General features: G+C 73.3%; 16 protein-coding genes. 3 read left to right on the forward strand and 13 right to left on the reverse strand.

The window, feature by feature from the left end; translation table 11 throughout:
* Window positions 1-465 precede the first annotated feature (465 nt).
* Together JGS22_RS21230 and JGS22_RS21235 are read left to right on the forward strand one after the other, a co-directional pair.
* Window positions 466-717 carry an acyl carrier protein gene (locus JGS22_RS21230; RefSeq protein ID WP_211039319.1) on the forward strand — a complete coding sequence of 84 codons (252 nt, stop codon included), beginning with the start codon at window positions 466-468 and terminating at the stop codon, window positions 715-717.
* Complete coding sequence (locus tag JGS22_RS21235) at window positions 710-1,099, forward strand: inorganic pyrophosphatase (RefSeq protein ID WP_211039320.1); 390 nt, start codon at window positions 710-712, stop codon at window positions 1,097-1,099. Before JGS22_RS21230 ends, JGS22_RS21235 begins: the two co-directional genes overlap by 8 nt.
* A 46-nt stretch (window positions 1,100-1,145) precedes the next feature.
* Here the strand turns inward: JGS22_RS21235 and JGS22_RS21240 are convergent, their stop codons facing one another.
* The 4 genes from JGS22_RS21240 to JGS22_RS21255 are packed head-to-tail and all read right to left on the reverse strand — an operon-like array spanning window position 1,146 to window position 5,090.
* The gene (locus tag JGS22_RS21240) at window positions 1,146-2,150 is read right to left on the reverse strand and encodes an aminotransferase class I/II-fold pyridoxal phosphate-dependent enzyme (RefSeq protein WP_211039321.1); all 1,005 of its coding nucleotides are present in this window, start codon (window positions 2,148-2,150) and stop codon (window positions 1,146-1,148) included.
* A gap of 8 nt (window positions 2,151-2,158) precedes the next feature.
* Entirely contained in the window at window positions 2,159-2,665 is a 507-nt protein-coding gene (locus tag JGS22_RS21245) for a hypothetical protein (RefSeq protein WP_211039322.1), read from the reverse strand.
* Window positions 2,662-3,651 (reverse strand): hypothetical protein, encoded by a 990-nt coding sequence (locus tag JGS22_RS21250; RefSeq protein WP_211039323.1) that lies wholly within the window; start codon window positions 3,649-3,651, stop codon window positions 2,662-2,664. Before JGS22_RS21250 ends, JGS22_RS21245 begins: the two co-directional genes overlap by 4 nt.
* Complete coding sequence (locus JGS22_RS21255; RefSeq protein ID WP_211039324.1) at window positions 3,648-5,090, reverse strand: nucleotidyltransferase family protein; 1,443 nt, start codon at window positions 5,088-5,090, stop codon at window positions 3,648-3,650. The genes JGS22_RS21250 and JGS22_RS21255 overlap by 4 nt, the downstream gene beginning before the upstream one ends.
* A gap of 91 nt (window positions 5,091-5,181) precedes the next feature.
* Between JGS22_RS21255 and JGS22_RS21260 the strand changes: the two genes are divergently transcribed.
* Window positions 5,182-6,513 carry an amidohydrolase family protein gene (locus JGS22_RS21260; RefSeq protein WP_211039325.1) on the forward strand — a complete coding sequence of 444 codons (1,332 nt, stop codon included), beginning with the start codon at window positions 5,182-5,184 and terminating at the stop codon, window positions 6,511-6,513.
* On the opposite strand, the gene JGS22_RS21265 is transcribed toward JGS22_RS21260, so the two are convergent.
* The 9 genes from JGS22_RS21265 to JGS22_RS21305 are packed head-to-tail and all read right to left on the reverse strand — an operon-like array spanning window position 6,504 to window position 14,729.
* Window positions 6,504-7,229: a TenA family protein gene (locus tag JGS22_RS21265; protein ID WP_211039326.1), complete on the reverse strand. Its 726-nt coding sequence runs from the start codon at window positions 7,227-7,229 to the stop codon at window positions 6,504-6,506. The two genes, JGS22_RS21260 and JGS22_RS21265, sit on opposite strands and share 10 nt — an antisense overlap.
* Window positions 7,226-8,344: an NAD(P)/FAD-dependent oxidoreductase gene (locus JGS22_RS21270; protein ID WP_211039327.1), complete on the reverse strand. Its 1,119-nt coding sequence runs from the start codon at window positions 8,342-8,344 to the stop codon at window positions 7,226-7,228. Before JGS22_RS21270 ends, JGS22_RS21265 begins: the two co-directional genes overlap by 4 nt.
* Window positions 8,338-9,162 (reverse strand): bifunctional hydroxymethylpyrimidine kinase/phosphomethylpyrimidine kinase, encoded by an 825-nt coding sequence (gene thiD / locus JGS22_RS21275; protein ID WP_211039328.1) that lies wholly within the window; start codon window positions 9,160-9,162, stop codon window positions 8,338-8,340. Before thiD ends, JGS22_RS21270 begins: the two co-directional genes overlap by 7 nt.
* Window positions 9,159-9,671, reverse strand: a complete 513-nt coding sequence (locus JGS22_RS21280) for a nucleoside 2-deoxyribosyltransferase (RefSeq protein WP_211039329.1) — start codon at window positions 9,669-9,671, stop codon at window positions 9,159-9,161. Before JGS22_RS21280 ends, thiD begins: the two co-directional genes overlap by 4 nt.
* Window positions 9,658-10,674, reverse strand: coding sequence for a thymidylate synthase (locus JGS22_RS21285; RefSeq protein ID WP_211039330.1), 1,017 nt, complete (start codon window positions 10,672-10,674; stop codon window positions 9,658-9,660). Before JGS22_RS21285 ends, JGS22_RS21280 begins: the two co-directional genes overlap by 14 nt.
* Window positions 10,671-11,501 carry a phosphorylase family protein gene (locus JGS22_RS21290; protein WP_211039331.1) on the reverse strand — a complete coding sequence of 277 codons (831 nt, stop codon included), beginning with the start codon at window positions 11,499-11,501 and terminating at the stop codon, window positions 10,671-10,673. Before JGS22_RS21290 ends, JGS22_RS21285 begins: the two co-directional genes overlap by 4 nt.
* On the reverse strand, window positions 11,498-12,550 hold the full coding sequence (locus tag JGS22_RS21295) for a phosphoenolpyruvate carboxykinase (ATP) (RefSeq protein WP_211039332.1): 1,053 nt from the start codon (window positions 12,548-12,550) through the stop codon (window positions 11,498-11,500). The genes JGS22_RS21290 and JGS22_RS21295 overlap by 4 nt, the downstream gene beginning before the upstream one ends.
* On the reverse strand, window positions 12,547-13,467 hold the full coding sequence (locus tag JGS22_RS21300) for a phosphotransferase family protein (protein ID WP_211039333.1): 921 nt from the start codon (window positions 13,465-13,467) through the stop codon (window positions 12,547-12,549). Before JGS22_RS21300 ends, JGS22_RS21295 begins: the two co-directional genes overlap by 4 nt.
* The gene (locus tag JGS22_RS21305) at window positions 13,464-14,729 is read right to left on the reverse strand and encodes a radical SAM/SPASM domain-containing protein (RefSeq protein ID WP_308405834.1); all 1,266 of its coding nucleotides are present in this window, start codon (window positions 14,727-14,729) and stop codon (window positions 13,464-13,466) included. Before JGS22_RS21305 ends, JGS22_RS21300 begins: the two co-directional genes overlap by 4 nt.
* Between the last annotated feature and the right edge of the window lie 3 nt (window positions 14,730-14,732).

The following is a 14,732-nucleotide window of genomic DNA, read 5'->3' on the forward strand; positions in this document are numbered from 1 at the left end:
CGGCACGGTCAACGCCCGGACTTCGTACGGCTGTTGCCCGGTCGGACGTCCGGACACGGTCGACCGGCACCCACCCGGCGGGCGGGGCAGCGCAGACGGAGAGCCGCGTGCCCCGCCGCGGAGGCAGGGCCGGCTCGGTGTCCGGCTGCGCACCGGCGATCGACACGGCGGGGCCGTGCAGGTCCGGCGGGCTGCGCGGCGCCCCCGGGCCGACGGGCGGGGCGGCGGGGCGATGCGGAACCACCTCGTGCCTCCGCATCGGGAGCCCCCCTCGGCCCGCCCCGGGCCGGACGGACCCAGCCGGCGTTCGCGCCCGGGGCGCAGGTGCACCGTCCGTCGCCGGTCGACGAACGCCACAGGAATGCGCAGCCTTTCCCCAGCGTCTTCCCGGGCGCCTCGACACTGGAACAATGCAGAATGTTCTGCGACGATTCGAGTCGCCACCGGAATGCGAAGGGCCCATCCATGAACAGGCGCGAAATCGCCGCTATCGTGCGCGCACGAATCGGTGAACTGCTCGACGACGCCCGCGACATCGGCGACCGGGACATCCTCTCCCATCACGGTCTCAACTCACTGCTCAGCGTGGAGCTGACGCTCCGCATCGAGGAGGAATTCGACATCGCCTTCGAGGACGACGAACTGAACTTCGAGAACTTCGAGACGCTGCAGAGCATCACCGACCTGGTGGCCGGGAAGGTGAGCGTTCATGGCTGAGCAGGAGAGCGCGACGGGCGGTGGAGCGGGGTTCTTCGACAACCTCGACGGGCTGGTCGCCTCCGCCGAGCTGGTGGTCGACCGGCCGAAGGGCTCGCGCCACCCGCGCGTCCCCGAGGCCGTCTACCCGGTCGACTACGGATACCTCGACGGGACCACCGGCGGCGACGGCGACGGGGTCGACGTCTTCGCGGGCAGCACGCCGCGTGCGGGCGTGGTCGGAGTCTTCCTGACCGCCGACCCGCTCAAGCGCGACGTGGAGGTGAAGATTCTGCTGGGCTGCTCCCCTGCGGAGATCGAGCAGGTGCACCGTCTGCTCAACGACGTGCTGGAGATCGGCGGCCTGCTGGTGCCCCGCCGACAGACCGGACAGCCCGGATAGCCCGCAAGGCCGGCAGCCCGGCAGCCCGCAAGGCCGGCAGCCGGGCTCAGGGGCCGGATTCCCCTCGCCCCGGCGGCTTCCGGGCGCGGGGGGACTCCGGGTACGGCAGGCGGCCGAGGGCGCGGTGGTCGCAGTCGGCCGGGCAGCCGAGGAAACACAGCCGCACCGTGCCGGCAGGCGCCCCGAAGTCCTGTCCGTCGCCGACCCGCAGACCGTGCCGGCGCCGCAGCTGCTCCACCGGCTCCTCGACGTCGAGTCGCACCAGCACACTGGCGCCGCCGTGCTGCCTCGCACCGGCGAGGGACGAGGCGTGGGCCGTGAGGGCCGCCACCGTTCGGCAGCGGTCCAGCAGCAGGTGGAATCCCCCGTCCGCGGCGAAGCGGGACCAGGCCCGCTGCCAGACCGTGGGCGGGGCGGCGGCGCGCAGATGTGCCTCGATCTGCGGCGGGACCGTGCCGTCGTGCCCACCGTGCAGCCACCCCAACCGGGCCCACGGTCCGGCGGCCTTGGCCATCGATCCGGCGACGAAGGCTCCCGGTACCCGCAGGCCGTCCGCACTCGCCGCGGTGGTGAAGAACCGGTACGTCTCGTTCTGCACCAGGACCCCGCCGTCGGCCACGAATTCGGCCAGGCGGTGGGCGGTCGCACGGTCCAGGCTCCAGCCGTCGGGATTGCGCCACGGCGAGGTGATCCACAGCAGATGCTCGCGGGCGGGGCGGGCGATCCGCACGGCCTCCTCGAACTCCGCCCGGAGCACCCGGGCGCCACACCGCTCGAAGGCCGTCACCACACCGAGAAAGGTGGGCCTCTCGACCACGACCCTGCGCCCCAGCAGTGCGAACGGCGCCACCAGAGGCCGGATTCCGGAGCTGACGAACGGCCCGCCCTCCGCCGCCGGCAGTCCGAGCACAGCGCCCAGCGCGGCCCGCAACCCGGGGTCTCCCCGCCAGGGCGGCCGGGTGTCCCAGCCCGGCTCGCGGACCGCCCGTTCGAGGCAGTGCCGCCACAGTCCCGCCAGATCCTCGGGCCACCGGTACGGGGCCCCGGTCACGTCGTGCATCACAGCCCCGAACGGTCCCAGTCCAGCGCTCCGAGCCCGCGTGCGGACCTGAAGCGGGCGATCTGCGCGGTGGCCCGCACGGTGGCGGCGTGCCGTCCGGCCTGCCGTATCACCGGCAGCTCGAACGGCAGCCGTGCGCGGAGCGCGGCGTCCTGCTCGTCGACGGCCGTGCGCGCGTGATCGGCGTCGGCCGCGGTGGCCCGGTAGGAGAGCGGCAGGGTGCGCAGGGCTGCCGCCACGGGGTGGCCAGAGGAGGCGATGAGCGCGTGCAGGTGCTCCCGCTCGGGCACCCCCTTCATCCCGTCCAGGCAGCAGTGGCACACGAGGATCGCCTGCAGCGCCTTCGCGCACGCTTCGACGCACAGGTCCCAGGCCCCGGTGGCGCTCGCCGCCTCGATGTCGTCCAGCGTGGGGTCGACCGAACGGGCGTACCGCCAGGCGGCGTTGGCGCCGTGCGTCGCGAGCCACGGGCCGTCGATCCCGTCGTCCGAGGAGAGAACGGTCATGGCTGCGACCTCCCGCTCAGCGCGTCCGGATCCGCGGTCAAGTCCAGTTGGGCACGCCGGAAGGCGTCCAGCAGCCGGCCCGGTGAGTGCTCTTCCAGCACTCCTGCGAGGGGGCCCTCGGTCTCCAGCCACTCGGCGAACAGACGGTCGTGCCGATTGGCCAGGAAGCTCCGCCCGGCCAGCTCGGCGCGGCGCAGTCCCTCGGCGGGGCGTACGCGGACCGCCTCCAGAACGTCCGACGGTGTCAGGTCGAGCAGTGCCAGCAGGGCCGCGCCGCCGTCGGCGGGCGCTCCCGGATCGGGCAGCGTCAGACCGAGTCGACGGGCGCGGGCGGGCAGCCACTTCTCTCCCGTGGTCACCTCGCCCGCAGCCCGGCAGTGCACTTCCAGCACCCCGCGCGCCGCTCGGTTCCACAGGTAGCCGCACGCCTGCGCGGTCCAGCCGTCGGCCCCGTCCCGGGCGGCACGGTCGGCGAGCAGTGCGACGGCGGCCTCCGTCAGGGCCCGGTCGAAGGCCTGCCGGACGATGGCGGGCAGCAGCACCCGTACCTCCTCCTCGGTGAACACCGGACCGGTCCCGGCTCCCAGCGGGGCGGCGTGCACCCAGCGGCAGAGCCAGCGCCGCTGGGAGCTCCGTACCGCGGGCTCCAGTGCGATGCGGCCGAAGGGCAGCTCGGCGACCGGGACTTCGCTCAGCCGGGCCACCTCCTGGGCGGGCCACCGAGCGGGGAAGAGCTCCACGTCCACCGCGGTCTCGCCCACATGGCGCAGTCGGGGCCCGACGGGCTCCTCCAGCCCGTCGACCAGGATGTGCACATCCACATCGCTGTGGGCGTTGCCGAAGCCGGAGGCGAGCGAACCGACGAGATGGCGCGGCCCGTCCGCCCTCTCCCGGTCCAGGAGCGCGGTGACCTCGCCGGTGGTCAGTCCGACGGTTGCGAGCGCCTCCTCGGCGGCGGGCGACCGCAGCGCGGCGGAGCCGGTCATCGCGCCGCCTCCCCCGCGTCGCGGACCACCGCTCGCGGCAGCGCGCCCCACACCGTGGAGACGAAGACGGAGGAGCCGTAGGTCAGCGTCCGATGGCCGGCCGACCAGCGCAGCCCGCCCCCCGGTACGCCCGTGCCGGTCCGCTCCTCGGCCGAGGCCGCGGAGGTGTCGGGGCCCGCGGAGGTGTCGGGGCCCGCGGAGGCCGCGGAGGTGTCGGGGTCGGCGGGAGGCGCGAGCGGGTCGCCAGGCCAGCGGTCGGCCGCGTCCGCGCCCTGGTGGTGGAGGGTGCGGGCCAGTTCGAGGGGGACGAGCCGCACACAGCGCCACGGCGCGGGCCGGCGGGAGAGCGCCGGCGCCGCGACCACCCGCGGCCGGGTGGGCAGCGCGTAGAAGGCGAGCGCGCCGAGCACCGCACCGACCCGGGCCGGCAGCGAGGCGGTGTGTGCACCGGCCTGGCCGAAGGCCCGGCCGGTGGTGCGCAGCACACGGACCGGCGCTGTGCGCGGCATCAGGCCGGTGGCGACCACCGGTCGGGCGGTGCGCCCGGGGCCGGCCGCGATCAGGTTCTCCAGGGCTGTGCGCTGGTCGGCGTCGGTGCGGGTGATCTCCAGGACGACGCGTGCGATGTCCGCCAGATGACCGCCGAGCACGACGGCCCGGGCGTCGGCCGCGAGTGCGTCGACCTCGGCCGGGCCGAGCGTACGGGCTGCGACCCAGAGGTCGTTGACGTCCTTGACCGTGATGTGCACGTCTCCGCCGCTGTTGCCCAGCATCGGCCGCAGGTTCGCGACCCGCGGCAACGGGTGCAGGCCCGGTACGGTCGGCGCGGGCAGCGGCAGCAGTCCGGAGTGGCCGGTGGAGTAGCCGGGGCCGAAGTGGATGTCCACGGCCGCGAATCCGCTCGGCCCGGTGAGCTTGTACTGGCCGTAGGGCGCGCCGTCCAGGGTCTGCTTGATCCACGGCAGTTCACCGTGGTCGGTGCGGTAGCCGTGCCGCCGCAGCCGGTCGGCGAGGGCCAGCGCCTCGTCCGCGCCGGTGACGCAGACGTCCGCGTCCCGCAGTTCGCGCAGCTTCGACTGCGGGTAGTCGGCCCGGCTGGAGAGGCCCTTGATGCCCCACACCGGTATGTCGAGGTCGGTCCCGAGGCGGTCGAGCAGCCCGGTCGCCGCGTCCAGCGCGGCGGCGCGCCGGATCCGCTCCGTGACGAACGGCTCCAGTTCACGGGCGAGTTCGTCGCCGTCGGCCGCGGTCGCGAGGTGGTCCGCGGCGATGAGTACGACGCGGTTGCGCCGGATCACGTCGGCGACGCGGTCCAGCGGGCGCTCGCCGCGCGCCACCAGCGAGGCGATCCGCTCAAGTGTCTCCTCGACGGGCGACGCCGGGGCGAGGGCTCCCAGTTGCAGCTCCGGAAAGGCGGCCGGGGAACGGGTGTTGGGCATGGTGGTCTCCTGGCAGGAATCGGCGGTCCGGCAGCGCCTGCTTGGCCGGAACGGGGCTGGAGGGCGTGGCCGAGGCGGCCATAATCGGGGGATGGTCACTCAACCGGCCCGCGGAGCGGGGGAAGCAGCCGAACCGGCGCAACTGGTGGTGAGGGGCGCGCGGTTGGCCGATCGCACCGAGTCGGTGGACATCCTGGTGCGCGAGGGGAGGTTCGCCAGGATCGGCGCCCCGACCGAGGGCGGCACTCCGGCCGCCGCTCAAGTCATCGACGCCGGCGGGCGGTTGGTGGTGCCTCCGTTCGTCGACGCCCACATGCATCTGGACTCCGCGCTCACACTTGACCCGGCCGACCCCAACCGCTCGGGAACGCTGCGGGAGGGGATCGAGGTCTGGGGGCGGAGCAAGGCCCGGCTGACGGGTCGGCAGATCCACCGCAACGCGCGCGAGGTGCTGCGCTGGATGGTCGCGGCCGGCACCCTGCACGTGCGCTGCCACGTGGACATGAGCCCGGGTGCCCCGGACGCGCTGAGTGCACTGATCGACCTGCGGGAGGAGGCCCGCGGCGTCTGCGACCTCCAGCTGGTGGCCTTCCCGCAGGACGGGCTGCTGCGCGAGCCCGGCCAACGAGAGGCGCTGCGCGCCGCCATGGCCAGGGGTTGCGACGTGGTCGGCGGGATCCCGCACTACGAGCGCACACCCCGGGACGCGGAGCGGCACGTCAGGGAGATCTTCGACGTGGCCCAGGAGTTCGACGCCGACGTGGACCCGCACTGCGACGAAACCGACGATCCGGGCTCCCGCCTGGCGGAGGCGGTGGCACGCGAGACGCTCACGCGCGGCTGGCAGGGCCGGGTCGCGCTCGGGCACTGCACCGCCATGGCCGCCTACTGCCCGGACACGCTGGCGTCGGCGACCGGGCTGCTCGCCCGCGCCGGCATCGCGGTGGTCGCCAACCCGATGGTCAACGCGGTGCTCCAGGGCCGCGGCGACCCGCCCCCGGTGCGCCGCGGCATGGCGCCCGTGGCGCAGCTGCTGGAGGCCGGCGTCACGGTGGCGTTCGGGCAGGACTCGGTCCTGGACGCCTGGCTTCCGCTGGGCACCGGGGACATGCTCGCCGTCGCCCAGACGGGCGCCCTCTTCGGCCACCTCACCGGGTACGAACAGCTGGCCGGGGCGCTCGACCTGGTGACCTGCTCGGGCGCCCGGACGATGCGACTGGGCGAGCGCTACGGCATTGTCGAGGGCCGCCCCGCCGACTTCGTGCTGCTGGACGCCTGCGATCCGGTGGAGGCGCTGCGGCTGCTGCCCGCCCGGCTGCACGTGGTGCGGCACGGCCGCGAGGTCGCCCGTACCAGCAGCCCGCGCGGCGAGCTGGTCGGCGGCTTCGCGCCCGGCGCGGTGGACCTCGGCCGTCACCGGTAGTCCTGCGCGGCCGTCGCACGGGCGGCCCGGGCCACCGTGCCGCCCGGCCAGGCACCGTCGAGTTCCCAGGCCGCGTCGAAGACCCGTACCTGGTGCTCCAGGCTGCGCCGGTAGAGCCGCTCCAGCGCGGCCCGTTCGGCGGCGCCGCCCTCGGCGGCGGCCTCCTCCACCACGCGGGCGTGCGCCGCGCACATCTGCGTACGGGTGCGGCGGGTGTACATGTCCGCCCAGCGGCGGTACGCGGGCGGGCCGGGGATCTCACGGCCGGCGAACCGCTCCCCGATCACCTCGGTGAACAGCGAACACGGATACACGGCAGCGGCGATCTGGGCGAAGGTGCCCTCGTAGCCCACGCGCACCAGGTGGTTGAGGTATCCCTCGCGTGCCGGGGAGCAGGTCCAGCGGTCGGCGGCGAGCTCTGCGGCGAAGCCGAGCTCCTCGACCAGGGAGCGTTTCTCGCCGAGTTCGCCGACCGTGGACAGATCGTCCAGGACGTGGGCGGCGGCCTTGGCCCACGCGTGCCCGACGGGGGCCTTGGCGATCCCCAGGGCGAGCGTGCGGTTGAACTCGGCGACGTGCGGGCCGTCGTCGAGCTGGAAGAAGACGAAGCGCTCCGGGCTCAGTGCGCCCGCCGCCATCGCCTCGATCCAGGGGTGGCGGCGGTATGCCTCCCAGACGTCGGCGCTTTGCCGGCGGCACTCCCGGAGGAAACTCATGTGTGCTCCTTCCACCGGTCGAACCGGAATCCGTCGAGCAGCGTCTGCTGCTCCGCCGTCGGTTGGGCCTGCCCGTCGTCTTCGGCGACGAGCAGGCCGACGAGCAGGTCGGCCGAGCCGGGGCCGGCGATATAGCCCTCACCGCCGTGCCCGAAGCAGCCGTAGAGCCCCGGTGCCAGCCGGCCGACGACGGGGGCGCGGTCGGGCAGGAACGGCCGCAGACCGCCGCGCTGGGCGGTGATCCGCAGCCGGGCCGTCCCCGGCACCAGCTCGTCGGCGCGGTACAGGATGCGCGCCGCGAGGTCCTCCGGCTCCGCCTCGTCGTGCGGGTACCAGGAACCACCGAGGACGAGAGCGCCGTCCGGCGCCTGGTGGGCCAGGAGAGCCACCGACCGCGGCACCCCGATCACCGACTCGGCCAGGACCCGTCCGAGGGTGAACGGTGCGGGCTCGGTGACGATCACCCGCCCGCTCACCGGGGTGAGCGGCACGTGCAGCCCGAGCGGGGCGAGCAGGGACCGGGCGCCGGCCCCGGCGGCGATCACGACGCGGGGCGACGTGAGCCGCTCTCCGTCGGCGCGTACGAAGGCCCATCCCGCAGCGCCCGCCTCCTCAAGCCTCAACGGCCCCAGCCCCAGGCGCAGTTGTGCCCCGGCGCCGGCTGCCTCGGCCAGGAGCGCGCCGAGGACCGCCGCAGGCTCGATGCGTCGGCCCTCGGAGAGCAGCAGGCCCGTCTCGACCAGCGGCCCCAGAGCGGGTTCCAGCGCACGCAGTTCCTCCCCGGTGAGCGCCGTGGCGTCCGGGAAGGTTCGCGGTGCGCCGTCGGCCTCGCCGGGGGCGGAGAGTACGAGCGTGCCGGTGGGTTCGGCGTCCCAGGGCATCCCGGTGCGTTCCGCGAGCTCGGTGTAGAGGGCCAGGCTGCGCTGCCACAGGGGCCGCAACCGGGGCGAGGGCGGCACGAGTTGGCCCTGCGCGCCGAGCGAGGCCCCGGAACCTGCCGTTCCGGAGTCCAGCAGGGTGACGGCGGCTCCTCGGCGCGCGAGCAGCACGGCCGTGGAGAGGCCGACGACCCCCGCGCCGAGGACTGCGACGTCGCAGCCGAGCGGGGTCACCACGGCGGACCTTCGGTGGTCGGCCCGACCGGATGCAGCTCGACCGGATGGCGGCCGGCCCCGATGTCCGCGGCGCCGCGCTCGATGGCGAGCGAGACGGCGGCGTGTGCGGTGCGCGCGGCGCGGGTGAGCGGCATGCCCTGGGCGAGGAAGGCGGTGATCAGCGCGGAGTGCGCGCAGCCGGCGCCGTGGTCGCAGCCGGAGACGCGCCGTGGTCCGGTGATCTCGTGATGCCGTTCGCCGTCGAAGAGCAGGTCGCCCGCGCCGGTGGGGAAGGCGTCGGTGATGATCGCGGCGCGGGCACCGAGTTCAACGATCGCCTCGGCCAGCTTCCTCGGGTCGCTCTCCTCCTCCAGCCGCGTCAGCCGCCGTGCTTCGGCCGGGTTCGGGGTCGCCACCCAGGTCAGCGGCAGCAGGCCCTCCCGCACCGCGGTGACCGCGTCCTCCTCGCCGCCCAGTGCGGAGCCGGCCGCGCTGATCATCACCGGGTCGAGGACGACCGGCACCTCGTCCAGCCAGACCAGACGGTCCACCAGCAGCCAGACCAGTTCGGCGCTCCAGGTGGTGCCGATCTTCACTGCGTCCGTGCCGATGTCCTCGAGCACCGCCCTGAGTTGGTGGCCGACCATGTCGGTGTCGATCGATGCCGTGGCGGTCACACCCGTCGTGTTCTGCGCCGTCACTCCGACGAGCGCGCTGGAGCCGTAGACGCCGGCCCGGGCGAACGCCTTGAGGTCGCCCTGGATGCCCGCCCCGCCGCCGGAGTCGGAGGAGCCGATGGTCAGGCAGCGGACGCGCGGTCCGGTCGGTGTGCCGCTCATGCCTGCGCCCCCGTCCCGGCCACGTCCGTCGTGGCCGCACCCGTCCTGGCCGCCTCCGTCACGGCCCGGCACACCTGCGCGGCGTCGCCGGTGTACTCGAGGAGCCGTACGGGGGCGATGCCGGGCAGTCCGGCGACCAGCGCCGCGCACTCGGTGCCCGGCTCCGCCAGGACGACGGTGGGGCGGCCGAGCGCGGAGGCCCAGCCGAGTTCCACGTGGGTGCCCGGGGAGGCGGGCCGGCCGGGGAAGGCAACGAATACCGAGCAGTCCCGCATCCACTCCCAGTCACGCCGGGTGCACTCGCGGGCGCTGACCAGGGCGTCACCCCAGCCCTCGGTCCGGTGGGCGCTGAGGACCCGCCATCCTCTGTCCTCGAACGCGTCGATCAGCGTGGAGTAGCGGGCCCGGTCCGCTTCGCGGAGCCGCCCGGTGACCGGGTCGATCAGGCCCTTGAAGGGCCCGCCCAGGAAGACGGTGAGGCGTGCGGGCCCCGGTTCAGACTGCGGCATCGGTCTCCTCCAGTGAGGAAGGGGCCGCTTCCAGCACGGGGAAACGGCGGTGCATCAGGTGGCGGTAGAGCGGTGGCAGGGAGTCGGCCAGGTCGGCGGCGGGCTCTGCGGCGAGCGCCCGCCGGTGCAGCTCGAAGAGGGTCACGACGTGCGCCCAGTAGGCGGGCAGGCCCAGTGCGCCGATCCCGTCGGCTTCCAGCCGCAGTGCTCCCGTGCGCAGGCCCTCCTCCAGTTCGAGCACGCGGACGAGGTGGGGCCGGTGGTCCCCCTCGGGGAGCGGGGGCATGCGGTTCGTCGGCAGGTGGCCGCGTCCGCCTTCCTTCATCAGCCGGGCGGACGCGGGCACGTCGGGGCGGTAGAGGTGCAGCGACCCGGCGACGTGGGTGTACGTGCCCAACGGCACCCGGAGCTGCCGTGCCATCACCTCCTGGAGGAAGGTGAAGGAGAAGACGTCGCTGACCATGCCCCGGTAGGCGTCGTTGGCGCGCATGTAGGCGACGGCGTGCAGTTTCCCCTCGCGCAGCAGGAACTGCAGGGCGAGTGTGCAGGCGACGTCCGGGTTGGCCGGGACGAGCAGCTCGCGCGGCTCGAATATCTGGATGACGGCGCGTTTGGTGTCCGGGTCCCGGCGGATCGTCTCCGCGACCGAGGCCCACTGGTCGAGTGCGCCGGTGCCGTGGCGGAAGATCCGCGGCCCGTAGGCGGTGCCGGTCAGACGGCTGCCGTCGGCGGAGTACCGGGCGACGCTCGGCGCGTAGTGCGCCAGGAGGGCCAGATCGTCGCGCCCGGAGAGGTACCAGAGGGCCTCGGCGAAGTTGAAGACCAGATAGGTGCGCCTGGCCGGGTGCGTGACCAGGCGGCGCAGCGGGTCGTCGAGGGTGAAGGCGGCCCCGAGGACTTCCTGACTGTCGTGGCCGCGGGGGGCGTTGCGGAACTGCGGCCGGTTCAGCAGCTCGTCCAGGTGGTGCAGATAGGCGTCCTGGAGCCCCGGGAAGCTGTTCACAGCAGGTCCTCGGGAAACGAGGAGAACATGTCGCGGTGGTTGCCGGTGGCGACGCGGTCGCAGCCGCACTTCTCGGCGGGGTCGTCGCCGCGGGTGGCCAGCCCGGCCTCGATGATGCGCTCGAAGCTCTCGCGGCCGTCGGCAATCGCCTGCCGGGAGCGGGCGCGGAAGACGTCGGGGTCCTGCTCGGCCTCGTTCTTCATGTCGTGGTAGGAGTCGATCGCCACCGCTATCGCGACGTAGTGCCGGTGGCGCAGCCTCGCCAGGGTGAACTCGGGGTCCAGGGTCTGCCCGACGAGCCGTACGCCCAGCTTCTCCATCAGGTTCAGCTCGGCGTCCGTCTCGATCCGGGCGAAGCCGTAGAAGTTGAAGTACACGCCGCTCTCGTGCACGGCCGTACCGGTCTCCCGCGCCCCGCGGATCAGGAGCGAGCGCAGCACCGGGCAGAAGGCCGGGACGACGTGGGCGTTGCTGAAGCGGCCGTTGCCGGGCGGCATGCTGACGCTGGGGCCCGAGAAGCTGATCAGGTCGTGCGGGATGACGAGGTCGCCGCCGCGCACCGACTTGTCGACCCCGCCGACGACGTAGGTGCCGATCTGGTGGCCCACGTCCAGTTCGTCGAAGGCGCTCTGGTTGGCCTGGTAGGGGATCTCCCAGCTCGGCGTGCGCCGGCCTGGGAAACGTCCGTAGAGGAAGTGGGTCTCCACCCCGTGCAGGGTGCCGCTGAAGATGCGGTCCACCGGTCCGTGGGGGGTGACGACCCGGTTGCGGCGGAACTCCTTCTCCCGGATCAAATTCTCGGCACGCAGCACCACTCCGAGCTTCATACGGCGCTCACCGTCCCGGCGGGGGCGGTGGAGAGGGCCGGCGCGAGGTCGCGGGCGAAGTCCAGGAAGTCGTCGACCCAGCCGCGGGCCGGGTGGGTGTAGCGGTAGAACCGCAGCGATCCCACCACGGAGTCGAGGACGTCGACGGTGAGTGAGGGCGGCGGGGCGCCGAGGAAGTCGAGCAGTTCGAAGCGCCGTCGGTCGGCGGCCTCTTCCAGGTATGCGCGCAGCACGGCTGCTGCCTCCTTGTCCTCGAGTGGATGAGCGTCCGATCGGCCGGGCCCCGCGGGCCCGCCCGGCTCGCAGACCAGCTCGACCAGTACGTGGGCCGGAGCCCGGGTCAGCACCGAGCCACCCAGCCGTTCGACCGCTCCGGGGGCCAGGAACCGCTTCTCGGGGCGGTTGGACGGGTGTGTGCCGGCTGCCTCGGCGAGGCGCTCCGCGGACAGCTGCGGACGGTGCTCGCCCAGCGACTCCATCCGGATGCCCACCGAGCGGGGCCCGCCGACCATCTGCCAGTTCTCCGGGCGCTCCACGAGCAGAACGTCATCGTTGGAGACCAGGGCGCCGCCGCTTCGGACCAGGGAGAGCGCGGCAGTGGTCTTCCCGGCCATCTTCTCGCCCGTCAGGATGATCCCGGTGCCCGCCAGTTCGACGGCCGCTCCGTGCAGCGGGACCGCGCCCGCCCCGATCGCCACCGCTCGGCTGAGGGTACGGGCGTAGCGCAGGCCGATCACCGGCAGCCATCGGGCTTCGGCACAGCGCACGGTGATGCGGCGGGCCGCCTTGTCGAAGTGTGTGCGGTGCGCTGCGGTGCCGTCCGGTTCAGCCTCCGCCGGGCCGTCGACGAGCCCCCGGACCAGCTCCAGCTGCCAGTGGTGCTCCCCGGCCGGCGGAGTGTGCTGCCCGCTCCGGCCGGCGAGGGGCGTGAAGAACGGCGCGGCCAGCTCCTCCAGCGAGGCCACCGTGCGCGGTTCCCCCGTGACGGTCAGCGTGATGCCGGACGCCGGTACGGCCAGCAGGCGGGCCGTCGAGCTCTTGGTCGTCATCGCAGTGCTTTCAGGATCGTGAGGCCCTCGGCCTCGAAGGCGGGATCGTCGGTGCGCCGTGCCGCGGTGAGCGTGCTGAGGGCGCAGGACAGGCGGGCGAAGTCGAGCAGGACCGGGTCGGGCGGCCCCGGGTCCGTGCCGCGCTCCCGCCGGTAGGCGGCGGTGAACGCGGCACGGCCGGCCGGGAGAGCGGCCAGCTCCCGGTCCCACAGCCGCTGCAGGTCGGTCTCGAACGGGCCGAGCGCAGCCCGTTCGAAGTCGAAGACCACTTCGCGGCCGGCGGCCCCGCGCGCGACGTTGCGCAGCGAGTAGTCGCCGTGCAGCAGCACCCGCGGGGCGGTCGCCGAACGCCGGTCGGCCTCCCGCGCCAGCGCGGTCGGGTCGGCTGCGTCCGTCCGGCCGCGGACCAGCCCGTACAGGTCCGGCGCTTCGGTGGCCAGCGCCGACAACTGCTTCCCGAGCTGCTCCTCGCAGGAGGTCGGCTCCTGCGTCAAGGTGGCGCCGGCCGGCGGAGCCGTATCGTGCACGGCTGCCAGCAGGCGTCCCGCGGTCGCGGCGGAGTCGGCGGTCGGTGGCAGCGGGGCGAGGTCCTCCCAGCCGAAGACCGCGTACGCGCCGAGGCCCGGGGCAGTCCCGGCGTCCAGCAGACGCGTGCTGCGCGTCGGGCCGACCGCCGGGGCGACCACTCGTTCGGTGGCGGCCCGGTCCTGCCGCGCGTACAGCTTCACGAAGATCTCGCGCCCGAGAGCCGTGCCGCGGAACCAGGCATTCGTCGACCTCTCCTTGAAGCCGGTGGCCCGCACCTGGGCCAGGCGGTCGGCCCCGGCCCGGGCCGCCAGTCGGTCGGCCACCTGCTGCGGCACCAGATCGACCAGCGCCCCGCCGAGGACTCCGCCGCTCCCGGACGGCGCACTCACTTCGGCTTGCCGATCCAGGTGCACAGGTAGTCCATGTGCACCAGACGCTTGTCGGTCGGCACGGTGGGCTGCTGCGGGAACTCCTGCTTGGGCGCGACCTCCTTGGGGCAGTACGGGTCGCGCACGAACAGCGAGCGCTTGCCGGTCTCGTGCGCGTGGTGCAGGTAGGAGCGCCCGGCACAACCTCCGCGGCAGGCCTGCAGCAGCTCGCACCCCGCGCAGCCCTCCAGCAGCTCCGGGTTGGCGTTGCGGCGGCGGAAGGAGGCGAACTGCGGGGAACGGATGATGTCGTACAGGTTGTCGACCCGCAGGTCCCCCACCTTGTAGTCGTGCAGGTACACGCAGGGCGAGACCGGTATGCGTCCGTCCGGAGTGATGGAGTGGATGCGGAACGAGGTGCGACCGCAGGGGCAGCCCTTGGCGTTCTGGTAGTCCGTCACCGCCGCGATCGGCGGCTCGCCGAGGTCGACCGGTGAGCAGTGCTTCATCAGGAAGGAGAAGCCCTCGTAGTACTGCTCCGCGGGCAGGAGCGAGTCCATGTGCTTGGACTCCACGGGCTTGATGGGGTTGATCCGGATGTGCGCGTCGTACTCGACCGCCAGCTCCAGCAGGCCTTCCAGATGGGCCTGGGTGAAGTTCCAGTTCATCGCGCACATGATGATCGAGTGGTCGAGGCCGTACTCCTTGGCCAGCTCGAGGGTGCGTATCGCCTGCTTGTAGATCTTCGCGCCGCGGTTGGCGTTGTGCTCGTCCTCGAACGGGGAGTCGAAACTGATGTCGAGGTCGTTGAGCCGGCGCCAGCTCGCGTTGTGGTCCCGCTCCAGGTGCAGGGCCGTGATGCCGGAGGTGGTGAGTCCGACGATGATGCCGGCGTCGGTCAGGCCGTCGATGATCCGCGGCAGCATGGTGTTCTTGGGGTTCGGCCCGTTGGTGAAGAGCGGTTCGTTGCCGCCCAGGTTCACCGTCTCGACGCCGTTCAGCGCCAGTTGCTCGACGATGCGGTCGACGATCTCCGGAGTGAAGTCCATGCCCTTCTCACGGGCGGACATGGAGTAGCAGTGGGTGCAGCGGTAGGGGCAGTCGTTGCCGAGTGTCCAGCCGATGTTCTTGATGTCGATCGGGCACTCCTCCGCCTCCTCGTGCTCGATCGGGCCCACCGGCCTGGTGAAGTGCTCTTTGGCGTCGACCACTTCGAGCGGCAGCGACTTGCGCTTCCAGGGGAGTTCCACCTTGGGGCTCTGCTCTTCGGACACGGTGACCACGGC

This window comes from Streptomyces tardus, assembly GCF_018101125.2.
Classification (GTDB): domain Bacteria; phylum Actinomycetota; class Actinomycetes; order Streptomycetales; family Streptomycetaceae; genus Streptomyces; species Streptomyces tardus.

Excerpts from the sequence above, each read along its gene's own strand:
- JGS22_RS21290 (WP_211039331.1), bottom strand. The coding sequence starts at position 11,501 with ATGAAGCTCGGAGTGGTGCTGCGTGCCGAGAATTTGATCCGGGAGAAG.
- JGS22_RS21230 (WP_211039319.1), top strand. The coding sequence starts at position 466 with ATGAACAGGCGCGAAATCGCCGCTATCGTGCGCGCACGAATCGGTGAA.
- JGS22_RS21265 (WP_211039326.1), bottom strand. The coding sequence starts at position 7,229 with ATGAGTTTCCTCCGGGAGTGCCGCCGGCAAAGCGCCGACGTCTGGGAG.
- thiD (WP_211039328.1), bottom strand. The coding sequence starts at position 9,162 with ATGAGCGGCACACCGACCGGACCGCGCGTCCGCTGCCTGACCATCGGC.
- JGS22_RS21250 (WP_211039323.1), bottom strand. The coding sequence starts at position 3,651 with ATGACCGGCTCCGCCGCGCTGCGGTCGCCCGCCGCCGAGGAGGCGCTC.
- JGS22_RS21245 (WP_211039322.1), bottom strand. The coding sequence starts at position 2,665 with ATGACCGTTCTCTCCTCGGACGACGGGATCGACGGCCCGTGGCTCGCG.
- JGS22_RS21280 (WP_211039329.1), bottom strand. The coding sequence starts at position 9,671 with ATGCCGCAGTCTGAACCGGGGCCCGCACGCCTCACCGTCTTCCTGGGC.
- JGS22_RS21255 (WP_211039324.1), bottom strand. The coding sequence starts at position 5,090 with ATGCCCAACACCCGTTCCCCGGCCGCCTTTCCGGAGCTGCAACTGGGA.
- JGS22_RS21260 (WP_211039325.1), top strand. The coding sequence starts at position 5,182 with ATGGTCACTCAACCGGCCCGCGGAGCGGGGGAAGCAGCCGAACCGGCG.
- JGS22_RS21295 (WP_211039332.1), bottom strand. The coding sequence starts at position 12,550 with ATGACGACCAAGAGCTCGACGGCCCGCCTGCTGGCCGTACCGGCGTCC.
- JGS22_RS21235 (WP_211039320.1), top strand. The coding sequence starts at position 710 with ATGGCTGAGCAGGAGAGCGCGACGGGCGGTGGAGCGGGGTTCTTCGAC.